The 14,032-nt window shown below is 72.7% G+C and carries 16 protein-coding genes and 1 tRNA gene; 7 read left to right on the forward strand and 10 right to left on the reverse strand.

The features are described from left to right. A partial coding sequence (locus FHX40_RS22415; RefSeq protein ID WP_211350476.1) for a sensor histidine kinase occupies positions 1 to 899 on the reverse strand: 899 nt, incomplete at its 3' end. A gap of 204 nt (positions 900 to 1,103) precedes the next feature. Here FHX40_RS22415 and FHX40_RS22420 point away from each other — a divergent pair. After that, the gene (locus FHX40_RS22420) at positions 1,104 to 2,294 is read left to right on the forward strand and encodes a serine hydrolase domain-containing protein (RefSeq protein WP_142261967.1); all 1,191 of its coding nucleotides are present in this window, start codon (positions 1,104 to 1,106) and stop codon (positions 2,292 to 2,294) included. Between the two features lie 57 nt (positions 2,295 to 2,351). On the opposite strand, the gene FHX40_RS22425 is transcribed toward FHX40_RS22420, so the two are convergent. Further along, the gene (locus tag FHX40_RS22425) at positions 2,352 to 2,924 is read right to left on the reverse strand and encodes a GNAT family N-acetyltransferase (RefSeq protein WP_170198968.1); all 573 of its coding nucleotides are present in this window, start codon (positions 2,922 to 2,924) and stop codon (positions 2,352 to 2,354) included. A gap of 76 nt (positions 2,925 to 3,000) precedes the next feature. Between FHX40_RS22425 and FHX40_RS22430 the strand changes: the two genes are divergently transcribed. After that, complete coding sequence (locus tag FHX40_RS22430) at positions 3,001 to 3,879, forward strand: alpha/beta fold hydrolase (RefSeq protein WP_211350477.1); 879 nt, start codon at positions 3,001 to 3,003, stop codon at positions 3,877 to 3,879. A gap of 116 nt (positions 3,880 to 3,995) precedes the next feature. Continuing rightward, positions 3,996 to 4,232: a hypothetical protein gene (locus tag FHX40_RS22435; RefSeq protein WP_142261969.1), complete on the forward strand. Its 237-nt coding sequence runs from the start codon at positions 3,996 to 3,998 to the stop codon at positions 4,230 to 4,232. Positions 4,233 to 4,388: 156 nt separating this feature from the next. Here the strand turns inward: FHX40_RS22435 and FHX40_RS22440 are convergent, their stop codons facing one another. Both FHX40_RS22440 and FHX40_RS22445 read right to left on the reverse strand, forming a co-directional pair. Next, a complete protein-coding gene (locus FHX40_RS22440; RefSeq protein ID WP_142261970.1) occupies positions 4,389 to 4,853 on the reverse strand; it encodes a hypothetical protein in 465 nt (154 codons plus the stop codon). A 44-nt stretch (positions 4,854 to 4,897) separates the two neighbouring features. Next, on the reverse strand, positions 4,898 to 6,079 hold the full coding sequence (locus FHX40_RS22445) for an ROK family transcriptional regulator (RefSeq protein WP_142261971.1): 1,182 nt from the start codon (positions 6,077 to 6,079) through the stop codon (positions 4,898 to 4,900). Between the two features lie 74 nt (positions 6,080 to 6,153). Here FHX40_RS22445 and xylA point away from each other — a divergent pair, with 74 nt between their 5' ends. The 4 genes from xylA (at position 6,154) to FHX40_RS22465 (ending at position 10,097) form a co-directional block, all read left to right on the forward strand. Beyond that, positions 6,154 to 7,302, forward strand: a complete 1,149-nt coding sequence (gene xylA, locus FHX40_RS22450) for a xylose isomerase (RefSeq protein ID WP_142261972.1) — start codon at positions 6,154 to 6,156, stop codon at positions 7,300 to 7,302. After that, positions 7,299 to 8,681, forward strand: a complete 1,383-nt coding sequence (gene xylB / locus FHX40_RS22455) for a xylulokinase (protein WP_142261973.1) — start codon at positions 7,299 to 7,301, stop codon at positions 8,679 to 8,681. Before xylA ends, xylB begins: the two co-directional genes overlap by 4 nt. Positions 8,682 to 8,789: 108 nt before the next feature. After that, positions 8,790 to 9,425, forward strand: a complete 636-nt coding sequence (locus FHX40_RS22460) for a DUF998 domain-containing protein (protein ID WP_142261974.1) — start codon at positions 8,790 to 8,792, stop codon at positions 9,423 to 9,425. Between the two features lie 144 nt (positions 9,426 to 9,569). Further along, positions 9,570 to 10,097, forward strand: coding sequence for a sensor histidine kinase (locus FHX40_RS22465; protein WP_142261975.1), 528 nt, complete (start codon positions 9,570 to 9,572; stop codon positions 10,095 to 10,097). Positions 10,098 to 10,124: 27 nt separating this feature from the next. On the opposite strand, the gene FHX40_RS22470 is transcribed toward FHX40_RS22465, so the two are convergent. The 6 genes from FHX40_RS22470 to FHX40_RS22495 all read right to left on the reverse strand — a co-directional run bounded on the left by FHX40_RS22470 (position 10,125) and on the right by FHX40_RS22495 (position 13,944). Beyond that, positions 10,125 to 11,465, reverse strand: a complete 1,341-nt coding sequence (locus tag FHX40_RS22470; RefSeq protein ID WP_142261976.1) for a hypothetical protein — start codon at positions 11,463 to 11,465, stop codon at positions 10,125 to 10,127. Continuing rightward, positions 11,465 to 11,917, reverse strand: a complete 453-nt coding sequence (locus tag FHX40_RS22475; protein WP_244941616.1) for a SigE family RNA polymerase sigma factor — start codon at positions 11,915 to 11,917, stop codon at positions 11,465 to 11,467. Before FHX40_RS22475 ends, FHX40_RS22470 begins: the two co-directional genes overlap by 1 nt. A gap of 96 nt (positions 11,918 to 12,013) precedes the next feature. Next, positions 12,014 to 12,274 carry a hypothetical protein gene (locus FHX40_RS22480; RefSeq protein ID WP_142261978.1) on the reverse strand — a complete coding sequence of 87 codons (261 nt, stop codon included), beginning with the start codon at positions 12,272 to 12,274 and terminating at the stop codon, positions 12,014 to 12,016. Positions 12,275 to 12,655: 381 nt separating this feature from the next. Next, a complete protein-coding gene (locus FHX40_RS22485) occupies positions 12,656 to 12,853 on the reverse strand; it encodes a CsbD family protein (protein WP_142261979.1) in 198 nt (65 codons plus the stop codon). Positions 12,854 to 13,107: 254 nt separating this feature from the next. Next, positions 13,108 to 13,197, reverse strand: a tRNA-Ser gene (locus FHX40_RS22490). 183 nt (positions 13,198 to 13,380) lie between these two features. After that, positions 13,381 to 13,944 (reverse strand): YceI family protein, encoded by a 564-nt coding sequence (locus FHX40_RS22495; protein WP_142261980.1) that lies wholly within the window; start codon positions 13,942 to 13,944, stop codon positions 13,381 to 13,383. Positions 13,945 to 14,032: the final 88 nt, after the last annotated feature.

Consider the following 14,032-nt stretch of genomic DNA (forward strand, 5'->3'; position numbering starts at 1 on the left):
GGTACGGCGCTGCTCATCGCCAGCGAGCGTAGTGCGCCCTCGATGCCGCGGTCGGCGAGCAGCGGCGGGTGGATGCCGCGCACCAGGTCGCGCAGCTCGGTCAGGGCGGTGTGCGCGCCCTGCCGCGCGTCGGCGATCAGGGCCTTGGCGGCCTGCGGGTCCTGGTCGAGCAGGTCCTCGGCCATGCCGAGGTTCATGGTCAGGGCGACGAGCCGGGCCTGGGCGCCGTCGTGCAGGTCGCGTTCGATGCGGCGCAGCTCGGCGGCGGAGGCGTCCACGGCCTCCGACCTGGTCCGGGTCAGCCGTTCCACGCGCGCGGCGAGCTGCGCCTTCTGGGTCGGGGCGAGCAGCCACCGGCAGTACCGCCGCTCCAGCTCGACCGCCGGGCCGGGGGCGCGCAGGCCCAGGAAGAGCGCGAGCGCGGCGGCCAGGGTGGCGAGCAGGGCGGAGCCCGGGCCGGTGATCGGCATGCCCAGGTACTCGGCGTCGGGGAACTGTCCGATCGCCCACAGCCCGGCGGTGAGGACGCCCTGTACGCCGCTGAGCCACAGGAGCGCGCCGATCACCGCCAGGAAGAGCTGCCCGGGGAGGGCGACCCACAGCAGGTCGCGGGCGGTGGCCGGGGTGCCCAGGATGGTGAGGACCTTGGCCAGGGTGCCGTCCGGCATCGGCGGGTACGGCGAGCCGGGTTCGACCCCGACCCTGGCCCGCTGGAAATCGGCCAGCCGCCGGTTCAGCTCGACCGCCTTGACGAACAGCGGCAGCCCGCCGACCAGGCACGCCACCGCGCCGAGGAGGACCAGGACGAACACGCCGTACCCGGCGAGCGCGACGCCCAAGCTGATCACGAGGTGGCGGACCCGGCACGGCCAGGTGCCGCCGCGCGTCTCGGCGCCCATCATCGCCTCCGCGACGGGGTCGGGGCGGCCGGATGGAGGGCGTGCGGGGAATCCGTCACGGGCCACATGGCTGTGACTCTAAAGCGGGACGCCGCGGTGGGTGGAGGGTGTGCGCACGCCGATCCGAGGTGGTGCCTGCACCACCATCGATTGGCGGTGCCGCACCATCGAGACGACACGGTCGCCGCCCGTAGCGTTCCGGGCATGATCTCGATTCGCGACATCCGGCGTTCTCGTTCCCTTCGCCGCCGTGCCGGGCTCCTCGGCACCGCCGTACTGGCGACCCTCACCGTGACCGCGGCCCCTGCGGCCTCCGCCGTACCCGCGGCCGAGCGGCACGCCACCGCGTCCGATTCCGTCGACGTCGTCCAGCGGGGGCTGGACAGGCTCGTCGGCAAGTACGGGTTCCCCGCCGCGCTCGCCTCCGTGCGCGGGCGTGACGGCGGGATCCGCCACCACACCGCCGGTGTGGCCGACCTGAGGACCAAGGCCGAGGTGCCGGTCGACGGGTACGTGCGCATCGGCAGCAACACCAAGACGTACACCGCCGTGCTCGTGCTGCAGCTCGTCGAGGAGGGCAAGGTCAAGCTGGACGAGCCGGTCGAGACGTACCTGCCGGGGCTCATCCGCGGCAACGGCAACGACGGCCGCCGCATCACCGTGCGGCAGGTGCTGCAGCACACCAGTGGCCTGCCCAACTACACGAACATCTTCGCCAAAGGCCTGGAGCCCCACCGGCACCGGTACCTTCAGCCGCTCGAGACGTTGCACATCGCGCTGAAGGAGAAGCGCCGCTTCAAGCCCGGCACGAAGTGGGAGTACAGCAACACCAACTACACCGTCGCCGGGCTGATCGTGGAGAAGGTCACCGGCCGGCCGTACATCGAGGAGCTCAACCGGAGGATCATCAACAGGCTCGGGCTCCGGCACACCTATCTGCCGAACGTCGGCGACCAGAACGTGCGTGCCCCGCACGCCAAGGGGTACCACGCCGACGATCCGCGCAGGCCGCTCATCGAGTACACCCGGTCCGACCCGTCCTTCGGCTGGGCCGCGGGCGCGATGATCGCCCGGCCGAGCGACGTCAACCGCTTCTTCCGCGCCCTGCTCGACGGCGAGCTGCTCGGCGAGAAGGCGCTGAAGGAGATGCGCCGGACCGTGCCCGCGCCGGAGCTCGGCTCCGGTGCCCGGTACGGCCTCGGCATCGCGAGCTACAGGCTGAGCTGCGGCGTACGCGCCTGGGGCCACGGCGGCGACATCCCCGGCTACCACACGGTCAACGCCGCCACCGACGACGGCCGCGCCGCCATCGTGGCCGTCACCCGGCTCCCCCGCGACCTCAAGGAGATCGAGGCCACGCAGCAGGTCCTCGACACCGCCCTGTGCCGCGGCTGACCACGGACCCGGATTCCCCGCCTGGCCACCTCATCCCTCACCGAGGACAGCGAAGCATCAGGGCTCGCAATGCGGCCGGTGGGCATCGGGCCGGGGCATCGCATAGATGCGGCAGGGCCGGCCGTAGCGGTCGAGGCCGGGGGTGTGGAAGGTCATGCCGAGTTTGCGCATGATGCGTTCGGAGGAGCGGTTGTCCGGGTGGCAGCGGGCGACCAGCGCGGCCGTGGACAGGCGGAAGGCCTCGTCGCGGACGGCCAGGGCGGCCTCGGTGGCGAGGCCGCGGCCCCAGAGGCCGGGGGCGAGCCACCAGCCGATCTCGCGGGCCGGGGCGGGGAAGGCGGGGTCGGTGCACGGGCTCAGGGAGACCAGGCCGGCGAAGCGGCCCTCGTAAAGGATCGCGCGGAGGCCGAAGCCTTCGCGTTGCCACTGCCGTAGCGCCTGCTCGTGGCGTTCGAGGGTGTAGGCGCGGGTCCACGGGCCGGAGCCGATGAGGCGCATGACGCGGTCGTCGCCGGAGAGGCGGACGAGGTCCTCGAAGTAGCGGTCGTGCCAGGGCGGAAGGGTCAGGCGGGCGGTGGTGAGCACGGTGGCCTCACCGCCTGGCGGGGGTTCGTGTGATGTGGGGTGCATGGTCATACGAGACTGCGCGTTCGGCTATGGGAAAACAAGCTGCGGGCGGTCGCGTGTGACAGCGAGGATGAGCGCCATGAGTGTGGGAATCGCCGAACCCGAGCGGCTTGGGAAGACCACACTCCCCGACGGGCGGGTGCTCGGCTGGGCGGAGTGGGGGCCGCTGGACGGGGTGCCGGTACTGCTGTGTTCCGGGGCGGCGACGAGCCGTTGGCTGGGCTTCGGGGCGGACGCCGTACACGCGCTGCGGGTACGGCTCGTCTCGGTGGACCGGCCGGGGCTCGGCGTGTCCACGCCGCTGCCGGGGAGGACGTTCGACCACTTCGTGACGGACATCCGGCATCTGGCCACGGTACGCGGGCTGGGCCGGCCCGTCGTGGTGGGGAACTCGCAGGGGGCGCCGTTCGCGCTGGCGCTCGCGCTCGGCGGGGCGGCGTCCGCGGTGGCGATCGTGTCGGGCGCGGACGAGGTCGCGCTGCCCGAGTTCGCCGACCGGCTGCCGGAGGACCTGCGTAATCTCGTCGAGCTGACGGCCAAGGACCCGGCCGAGGCGGAGCGGGCCTTCGCGGAGTTCGACGCCGACCGGATGTGGGCGATGGTGATGGACGGCAGCCCGCCCTGCGACCGCCGGGTGTACGAGGACCCGGCGTTCGCGGGCGCGTACCGGCGTGCCCTGGAGGAGGGCTTCGCGCAGGGGCCGGGCGGGTACGCCCGCGACACCGTGCTGGCGATGGGCAGGTGGCCGTTCGACCTCGCCAGGATCGATGTGCCGGTCGACATCTGGTACGGCGAGCAGGACCGGAGCCACTCGCCGGACAACGGGGAGACCCTCGCGGCCCGCATCCCGGGCGCCCGGCGGCATCTGGTGCCGGGCATCGGCGGGGCGGTGCTGTGGACCGAGGCCGAGCGCATCCTGCGCGCCTGCCTGGAGGCGGCCGGGGTGAGCCGTACGTGAACCGCCGATGACCTGGTGATCTCGCCACGCCGCGCGGTGGCCGGGTGCGGCCACCGCGGGGGCGGGATCGGTGCGTCCGGCGGCGAACTGTCGGTGGCACGTCGTACGGTGGCGGCATGCCCGAGACCAACCTCTCTGAGCCGCAGGACCACTACCAGGCCTCCGAGCACCTGTTCCGGACCGTGCACGAGATCGCGTCCGCGCACGCCGGACGGTCCGTGCCGGAGGTGATGGCGGTGCTGCGGCAGCGGCTTCCCGGGGTGCCCGGGCTCGACGATCTGGAGCTCCGGCGCCTCGCCGAGCAGATCAGCGTGGGGCGCGACCCGTCCGGTCTGGGCGGCCCGGCCATCTGATCCGCGGCGACGACGACGTGGTGGCCGCGGGCGACCACCGCCCGCGGCCGGTAAGAGCGCAACCCATACCAGGCCCTGAACGGCGGGCCGGCGGGCGCCGCCGATCAGGGCCGCGGCGTCATCGGAGACGTCCGCCGCAGGCCGTGGCCCGCCGGGTCAGGCCGGGCGGGCGACCGACCGGCGCAGGCCGATGTACTGCAGTTCGGCCACGACGATCACCACGACGGCCTGGGCGACGACGAAGGCGATGCCGAGCGCGTTGGGGCTCAGGCCGCCGGCGAGCGGCAGGATGACGCTGGTGACGGCCCACAGCGCGTTCACGTCGAGCGTGAACGCCCGCGCCCACAGCCGTTCCAGCCGCTCACCGCCCGGGACGAGGGTGAGCACGGCCCCGGTCCACAGCAGCGCGGGCAGGTGGGTCAACGCGGTCGCGGCCGCGGCCACCGGCGCGGCCCACGGCTCGGCGACGGTGCCGCGCACCTGCCAGGCCGCGAGCGCCAGGCCGTAGCAGAGCAGCCCGGCCCCGGCGCGGCGCGCGCCCCGCTCGCGCGGCTCCCGCACGATCACGTACAGCCCGAGCCACCAGGTGAGCCCGAAGGCGGCCACCCCCGCGAAAAGCATGTCCCCTCCCCGTCCGGGAGGGTACGGCACGGCGGGGCCCGCGCTCAGGCGGGCTGCGCCGCCGCGGAGAGGAACGCCGCCGGATCCGCGATGATCCGCATGATCACCGATCCGGCCGCGCCGAGGATCGCCGCGTCCGGCCCGACCTTGGAGGCGATCAGCTCGGGTACGGCCCCGCGGAACCGGCGCAGCCGGCTCGCCATGGTCTCCGCGACCGGCCCGGACAGCCAGGGGTAGAGCTCGCCGAAGACGCCGCCGAGGACGATCGTGTCGGGGTCGAGCAGGTGGACCGCGGAGGTGAGCGCGATGCCCAGCGCCTCGCCCGCGTTCCGGCAGGTCGCGCTCGCCACCGGGTCGCCCGCGGCGAGCCGTGCCGTCAGCGCGGCGAGGTCGGGCGCGTCGCCGAGCAGCACGTCCTGGCCCGCGTACCGCTCCAGGCAGCCCCGCCCGCCACAGCGGCACTCGTCACCGTCGGGCACGACCACGACGTGCCCGAGCTCGCCCGCGAACCCGTGCGCGCCGCGGAACAGCCGCCCGCCGACCACCACACCGGCACCGATGCCGATCTCGCCCGAGATGTGCAGAAAGTTGCCGAGCGCCGCGCCCGCGCCGAACCACAGCTCGCCGAGCGCGGCGAGGTTCGCCTCGTTGTCCACCCGCACCGGGACCGGCACCTGGAGCAGCTCGGCGAGCGCGACGTCGCGCCAGCCGAGGTTGGGGGCGTAGTGCACCAGCGAGGACCCGGGGTCGATGGGGCCGGGGATGGCGAGCTCCGCCTCGACGACCACGAGCCCGAGCCCGGCCGCCTCGCGCACCAGCGCGTCGCCGAGCCCGCCCATCCGGGCGATCACCTCCTCGGGCGGGGCCGACCGGTTGTCCGCGGGCAGCCGGCGGCGGAGCCGTACCGTTCGGGTGAGGTCGACGACGCATCCGGCGAGGTAGTCGATGCCGATCTCCAGGCCGAGCGCGGCGACCCGCCCGCCGTGCACCTGTACGGCGACGCCGGGCCGGCCCCGCTCGCCGCCGCGGACCGCGCCCGTCTCGACCACCATGCCGCCGTCGATGAGGTCGGCGACGAGCTTCGACACGGTGGTCTTGGTGAGCCCGGTGCGCTCGGCGAGCGCGGCCCGGGACAGCGGCCCGGAGCGGTCGATCTCGCCGAGCACGACGGCGAGATTGCGGGCACGCATCACGTCGTGCCGCACCGCCTTGTGAGTCGATGTCATCAACCCCCCTTGACGCTCCAGGATGCACGACACATATTTAGTCCACAGCATGGACTAAATGGAGGTGCCAGGGAATGGACGCGTACACCCCAAGGCCGGAAGACCGATTCTCGTTCGGTCTCTGGACGGTCGGCTGGCAGGCCCGTGACCCGTTCGGCGACGCCACCCGGCCGCCACTCGACCCCGTGGAGACCGTGCACAAGCTGGCCGAGCTCGGCGCGTACGGCGTCACGTTCCACGACGACGACCTGCTCGCGACCGAGTCCGACCGCGCCAAGGCCGTGGAGCGCTTCAAGAAGGCGCTCGAGGACACCGGCCTGAAGGTGCCGATGGCCACCACGAACCTGTTCACCCACCCGGTGTTCAAGGACGGCGCCTTCACCAGCAACGACCGCGACATCCGCCGGTACGCGATCCGCAAGGTGATGCGGAACATCGACCTCGCGGCCGAGCTCGGCGCGAAGACGTACGTCTGCTGGGGCGGCCGGGAGGGCGCCGAGTCCGACGCCGCCAAGGACGTGCGCGACGCCCTGGCCCGCTACAAGGAGGCCTTCGACATCCTCGCCCAGTACGTGCTGGACAAGGGGTACGACATCCGGTTCGCCATCGAGCCGAAGCCGAACGAGCCGCGCGGCGACATCCTGCTGCCGACCGTCGGCCACGCGCTCGCGTTCATCAACGAGCTGGAGCACCCCGAGCTGTTCGGGCTCAACCCCGAGGTCGGCCACGAGCAGATGTCGAACCTCAACTTCGTGCACGCCGTGGCGCAGGCGCTGTGGCACGGCAAGCTGTTCCACATCGACCTGAACGGCCAGCACAGCACCAAGTACGACCAGGACCTGATCTTCGGTCACGGCGACGTGAAGAGCGCGTTCTTCCTGGTCGACCTGCTGGAGCACGGCGGCTACGACGGCCCGCGGCACTTCGACTACAAGCCGATGCGCACCGAGGACCCCGAGGACGTGTGGGTGTCCGCCGCGGCCTGCATGCGCACCTACCTCATCCTCAAGGAGAAGGCGAAGAAGTTCCGCGCCGACCCCGAGGTGCAGGAGGCGCTGCGCGCCGCCCGCGCCGACCAGCTCGCCGTACCGACGCTCGCGCCCGGTGAGTCCTGGTCCGACCTGGAGAAGGACGAATTCGACCTGGATGCCGCCGCAGCCCGCGGCTACCACTACAGTCGTCTCAACCAGCTCGCCATGGAACACCTCCTCGGAGTGAGATGAGCCTCGTCGCGGGCGTCGATTCGTCGACGCAGAGCTGCAAGATCGTGATTCGGGACGCGGAGACCGGCGCGCTGGTGCGCGAGGGCCGGGCCGCGCACCCGGACGGCACCGAGGTCCACCCGGACGCCTGGTGGACGGCCTTCCAGCAGGCCGCCGAGCAGGCGGGGGGCCTCGACGACGTCGCCGCGATCGCGGTCGGCGCGCAGCAGCACGGCATGGTCTGCCTCGACGAGAACGGCGAGGTGGTGCGCCCGGCGCTGCTGTGGAACGACACCCGCTCGGCCAAGGCCGCGAGCGACCTCGTCAAGGAGCTGGGCGGGCCGCAGGCGTGGGTGGACGCGGTGAACTCGGTGCCGGTCGCCTCGTTCACCGTGACCAAGCTGCGCTGGCTCGCCGAGCACGAGCCGGAGAACGCGGCCCGGGTGCGCGCGGTGTGCCTGCCGCACGACTGGCTCACCTGGAAGCTCGCCGGCTCCCCCGGCATCGAGGCGATCACCACCGACCGCGGTGACGCCTCCGGCACCGGGTACTGGTCGCCCGCCGCGGGCACGTACCGCACCGACCTGCTGAAGCTCGCCTTCGGCACGACGCCCGCGGTGCCGCGGGTGCTCGGCCCTGCCGAGCGGGCCGGGACCACGCCGGGCGGCGCGGTGCTCGGCCCCGGCACCGGCGACAACATGGCCGCCGCGCTCGGGGTGGGGGCCAAGCCGGGCGACGTGGTGGTGTCGATCGGCACCTCCGGTACGGCGTTCGCCGTCTCCGACACCCCTGCCGCCGACCCGACCGGCATGGTGGCCGGGTTCGCCGACGCCACCGGCCGCTTCCTCCCCCTCGCCTGCACGCTCAACGCGGCCCGGGTGCTCGACGCGATCGCGCGCGTGCTCGGCGTCACCCCCGCGCGGCTCAGCGAGCTCGCGCTGCAGGCCCCGCCCGGGGCCGACGGGCTCGTGCTCGTGCCGTACTTCGAGGGCGAGCGCACCCCGAACCGGCCCGAGGCGACCGGCCTGATCCACGGCATGCGCCTCGCCACCGCGACCCCGGCGCACCTCGCCCGGGCGGCGGTGGAGGGCATGCTGTGCGGGCTCGCCGACGCGCTCGACGCGCTCGGCATGTCGCCGTCCCGGGTGCTGCTCGTCGGCGGCGGGGCCCGCTCGGAGGCGGTGCGGCGCATCGCGCCGACCGTGTTCGGCTGCCAGGTGGTCGTGCCGAAGCCCGGCGAGTACGTCGCGGACGGCGCGGCCCGGCAGGCGGCGTGGGTGCTCGCGGGCACGCCCGAGCCTCCGGCCTGGGAGGGCGCGGAGACCGAGGTGTACGAGGGCGAGCCCACGCCGGGGCTGCGGGAGCGCTACGCCGAGGCGCGCGACCTCGACCAGCACTGATCGCGCCTGCCGCACGCGACCCTGAGCCGGCCCGGTAGGGGTCGGCTCAGGGTCCGCTCAGGGATCACGCCGGATGTTTTTGTCAGCCCGTCCGGCGATGCTGGGATCATGCTCCCCCTGAGAACGGCCTGTGCGGTGGTCGCCTGCGCCGGTACGGCGGTCGCGGCGGTGGCGTTCGTCGTGGCGCACCTGGGCGGCACCGGGTGGATGGACGTGACGATCGGCACCACGCTCGCGCGCGATCCGGGCGTCGCCCTCGAGGTCGCGCTCGCCGCGGCCGGGTGCGCCGGGCTCGCGCTCGTCGCCGGGCTGCGCGCGGCGGGGGCGCCGGTGGGCGGCTGGCCGGGCGCGCTGCTCACCGCGTGGGGCGCGGCCACGGCGCTGCTCGGGGTGGCGCCCGCGGGCACGCCGCGGCTCGTGGCCGGGGCGCTGTCGGTGACCGCCTACCTCACCCTGCCCGCGGCGACCGCGCTGCTCGTGCCCGCGCTGCGCGAGGACGCCCGGTGGGCCGCGGTGGCGCGGCCGATGGAGTGGCTCGCGCTCGCCCAGGGGCTCGGCGTGGTGGCGATCACCTACGTGGCGCTGCCCGGCCACCAGGTGATGATCGGGCTGGTGGAGCGGCTGCTGCTCGGCGTCGAGCTGGCGGCCGCGGGGCTGCTCGCCGTACGGCTGCTGTGGCTTTGCCGGGGCATGACTGGGCGGCTCGCCGGGCGGGTACGTGTACCGCTGGTCGGCCGTTCGTAATGGACGCGCCAACCATCGATCGAGAAAACGCCGAGCGGCAACAGGCAAAGTCTGCGGTCGCTTGGAATGATCAATGATTCCCCAGGCAAGAAACGGGATGAACACACCGATCCGGCGCGGACGTCACGAACGGGGGTCCAGAGCATGATCGGGGCAATACTGGATGGCCTTCGCGGTCGCCGCCGGGACGAGGGGGATCAGGACCGTCTGGATCAGCTGGAACGGCTCGCCGAGTTCCACCTGAAGAGCGAGTACCGGTATCCGCGCAAGGATCTGGTGGGGCTGGTGCAGTGCTGCCGCGACGCCGGGCTGCGGGTGCGGCTGCACATCTCCGGGACGCCGCCCGAGCTGCCCGTGACGGTGCGCGACGCCGGGCACGAGATCCTCAAGGAGGCGCTGGTCAACGTGGTGAAGCACGGCACCGGCCAGGCCTCGGTGATCATCACGTACGAGGAGCGGCGGCTGGCGATCCGGGTGGAGAACCCGGTGCCGGAGCGCCGCCGGGAGGCGCGGCGCGACCGCGGCGGGCTGCGGCACATGCGGCGCTGCGCGAGCCTGGTCGGCGGCACGCTCACCGCCGGGCCGGGCCCGAACGGCTGGCAGGTGGTCGCCACGCTGCCGATCCGGCACAGCCCGTGGCGCACCTGGACGCAGACGGCGCAGGCCAACTGACCCCGCGGCGCCGGGCCGTACCGCGGCTCAGCGCACCGCGGCGAGGTTGAGCACCCAGTACTCCTCGAGCTTGCCGGAGCGGCCGGTCACGTTCCAGTAGAGCACCGGGCTCGGCGTGGAGGACGCGCCGCGGCCGAAGCTCCCGCCGCCGCCCTCCTCCGTGGCGCCCACCGCGGCGGTGACCCCGGTGCCGATGTCGTGCACGACCGCGACCGGCGGCGAGGCGACCTCGATGCCCGTTCCCGCCGCGTCCCCGCCGGTCACCGAGAGCACGGCGAACCGGTCGTCGATGAGCCCGTCGAGCGCCGGGTACGCCCGCAGCCCGTCGAGCTCGCGCCGCTGCGTGCCGTCGAGCCGCTGCACCACCGCGCGCATCAGGCCGTCGTCGCCGCGCCGCTCCCCCACACACCAGGTGGGGCCGCACCGCATCGCCCGCACGTCCGCGGCGGCGCGCACCGGGCGCCGCTCCCCGGTCTCCAGGTTGACGACCACACCCTGGTTCCGGCCGGGATCGGCGCCGTACCCGGCGGGCCGGTCACCGGCCCAGGGCCACTGCTGCAGGTGGAGATCCTCCGCCCCGGGCACCGGCGCGGGGTCGGTGGAGCGGTCGAGCGTCCCGTCGAGCGGCATCGTGAACACCCCGCCGGTCACCGTCGAGTAGGCGAGGCGGCCGTCGCCGGTGAGCGCGATCCGGTCGACCTGGGCGGCCGGCCCACCGGAGACGGAGTGCACGAGCCGTGCCGTACCGCCCTCGCGGGGGACCGCCCAGAAAAGGGTCACCTCCTCGCCGAAGCGCCGCTCCGCCGTGGCGTACCAGGCGATGTGCCGCTCGTCCACGTCCCAGCCCTGCACGTGGTACTTGAGCATCGCGGCCGGGACGATCGCCTTGGCGATCACGCGGGTGGTCCCCGTGGTCGTGTCGTACACCTCGAGCCGGAGATGGTGGCCGGTCGGCGACTCGGCGCTGAGCAGCACCTCGGTCGGGCCGAGGGCGGTCACCGGACGGTACGCGAACCCGTCCCGCGCCTTCGCCGGCATGCGGAACACCGCGTCCGGCCACACCTGGCGGGCAGGGGCGAAGGACACGGCGTCCGCCGTACCGTCGGGCGGCCGCGCCGCGTTCACCTGCGGGTCGGCCGCCACCACATCGGGGTGCCGAAAGTGAAAGGCGCCCCGCGCCGCCGTCATCGCCGTGCCGATCACGGCCACCACGCCGGTGACCGCGAGCAGGACCTGCATGCGCCGCCGCCGACGGCGCCGCCGCCGGCGGGCGGCGACCAGCAGCGCGAGATCGGCGGCCGGCTCGGGAGCCAGGCTCGCGGCGGCCTTCAACGCCCGGGCCAGCTGCTCTTCGGTTCGTTCCGCCATCACACCTTCTCCGCTTCCAATGCGGCCCCACCTCGCCGGATACGGAGCTTCTCCAGGGCACGCGCGGCCTGGCTGCGGACGGTGCCCGTGGAGATGCCGAGGATTTTGGCGATCTCACCGTCGGAGAGGTCCTCGTAGTACCGCAGCACGAGGACGGCGCGCTGCCGAGCCGGGAGCTCGGCCAGCTCCCGCCACAGGCCGATGTCGGCGTCGACGCGGTCGACCCCGGCGTCGGTGTAGCCCTCCTCGGGCACCGACGCCGACAGGTGTTCCCTGCGCCGCCTGCGCCACCAGCTGATGTGCAGGCGCACCATGCAGGTGCGGACGTACCCTTCGGGGTCGTCCTTGCGTTGCACGCGATGCCAGGCGTCGCCGAGGCGCGCCAGCGCCTCCTGCACCAGATCCGCCGCGTCGTCCGCGTTGCCCGTCAGGACGAAGGCGTAGCGGTACAACGCCGCCCCGCGAACCCTGACGAACTCGTCAAACTCAGCGGCCTGCTCCACAATCCCAGGGACGCCGGTGCCCTGGGTTGTGTTGCACGACTCCTGTTACCACTCGTTGAGCGGCCGGTCGATGCCGGCGAGGAGATCGAACAGCACGGCGCCGTCGCTCAGCCGGATCACCTGGATCTCCATCGCCTGGCCCTCCTGGCGGATGCGGTGCGCCGCCTCGTGGGCGTGGTTGGGGAAGTGGTAGCGGTCGGTGGTGGCGAAGAACGGGGCGGGGAGTGCGCAGCGGAGCTCGTAGCGGTCGTCTGGCCAGATGGAGGGGAGCGGGCTCGAGGTCATCCACTGCGGCAGGGTGGTCACGTACGCGTCTCCTGTCTCTCAGCACGGTCGGCTGCTCGTTGGACGCAGGTACGACGGCACGCGGTTGCACTTTCGGACGCGCGGCCGTGATGATTCGGATTGCCGATCGTTATCACCGCGTTCACAATCGCCACACCCGTCGCCGGAGAAACCGGCTACGTTTGAGGCCGTTCCCGCGGCGGCGCGCTCATACGTACAGCACTCTCACGTACAGCGAGTAAGGCTGCCAGGTCTTCATATATTCGTGGAACGCCCCCGACCGCCGGGTTGGCCGCCGGCAGTTGGGGGCGTTGTTCTTCTTCTCCGTGTCCGTTGGCCCGGACCACGGCCGCGGTGCCGGAGCGTCCCGCCCCGGCGCCGGGCCCGAGGGGCGTACGGCGGTCAGTCGCCCGTGATCGCGTCCTTGGCGTGCTTCGCGGCGTCCTTGACCTTCTCGCCGGCCTGCTTCGCCTTGCCGCGGGTCTGCTCGCCTCTGCCCTCGGCGCGCTTCTCCTCGTCGCCGGTGGCCTCGCCGTACCCCTCCTTGACCTTGCCACCGACCTCTTCGGCCTTGTTCCGGAACTTGTCGCCCGCACCCATTCGCTCACCTTCCGTCGATGCGGCGGCGGGTCTCACCCCGCCCGTGCGCTCCCCCTGCCCCCGCCCTGCCAGGACAAACCGGACGCCGCGGCCGTGCGATCTCCCGCCCCTGTGGACGGATCCCGCGCCTCGGCCCTCGCGGGCGTGACGATCGCCGCGTCAGGGTCGCCGGTGGCGGCGTCGCCGGGGCGCGCGGCATGGCCCGAAGATCGCGAAAGGCCCTCTCCCGATGCCGGGAGAGGGCCTTTGATCTGCGGAGGCTCCGGGATTTGAACCCGGGAGGGGTGATAAACCCCAACCGCATTAGCAGTGCGGCGCCATAGACCGGACTAGGCGAAGCCTCCTGGTAGCCGTCTGGCCCACGACAGACTACCGGTCCGCGGGCTGGGCGGCAAAGTGGATTCGGGTTCGCGTCCGATTGAGGTGAGGTTGCCCACACCCGTTGTGCACAGCCTGTGGATAACGGGTGTGGGCAACCTGTGGATTTCCCTGGGATCCCCTGTGGACAAGTTGTGGACGCCTGTGGATCAGGCCTCGCGGACGGCCTCGCCCTCGATCTCGATGGCGACCTTCTTGCCGACGAGCACGCCGCCGGTCTCCAGGGCCTGGTTCCAGGTGAGGCCGAAGTCCTCGCGGTCGATCTCGGCGGTGATGCTGAAGCCGAACAGCTCCTTGCCCCACGGGTTCGTGCCGGCGCCGTTGAACTCGACGGTGAGCTCGACCTCCTTGGTCACGTCGCGGATGGTGAGGTCACCGGTGACCTTGAGCACGTTGCCCTCGTCGTGGGCGACGCGGGTGCTGCGGAAGGTGATGTTCTCGTACTTGTCGGTCGCGAGGAAGTCGTCGCTGCGGAGGTGACCGTCCCGGTCGGCCACACCGGTGTCGATGCTCGCGGCCTTGATCGTGATCTCGGCGGTGGACTGCAGCGGGTCCTCGGCGATCGTGACCTTGCCCTCGTACTGGGCGAAGTGACCGCGCACCTTCGACACCATCATGTGCCGCACCCAGAACCCGATCCGGGTGTGGGTCGGGTCGAGGACGAAGGTGCCGGGGGTGGGGATGGTGAGGCCCTGCCAGTCACGGGTGCTCATGAAGCGGTCTCCCAAGAAGCTCGTCTAGTGCTTGCGCTTGCAGATATTTGCTTGAGTAGATGTCTACCTGAGGAATATTCCGCATGTC

Source organism: Thermopolyspora flexuosa (assembly GCF_006716785.1).
GTDB lineage: Bacteria > Actinomycetota > Actinomycetes > Streptosporangiales > Streptosporangiaceae > Thermopolyspora > Thermopolyspora flexuosa.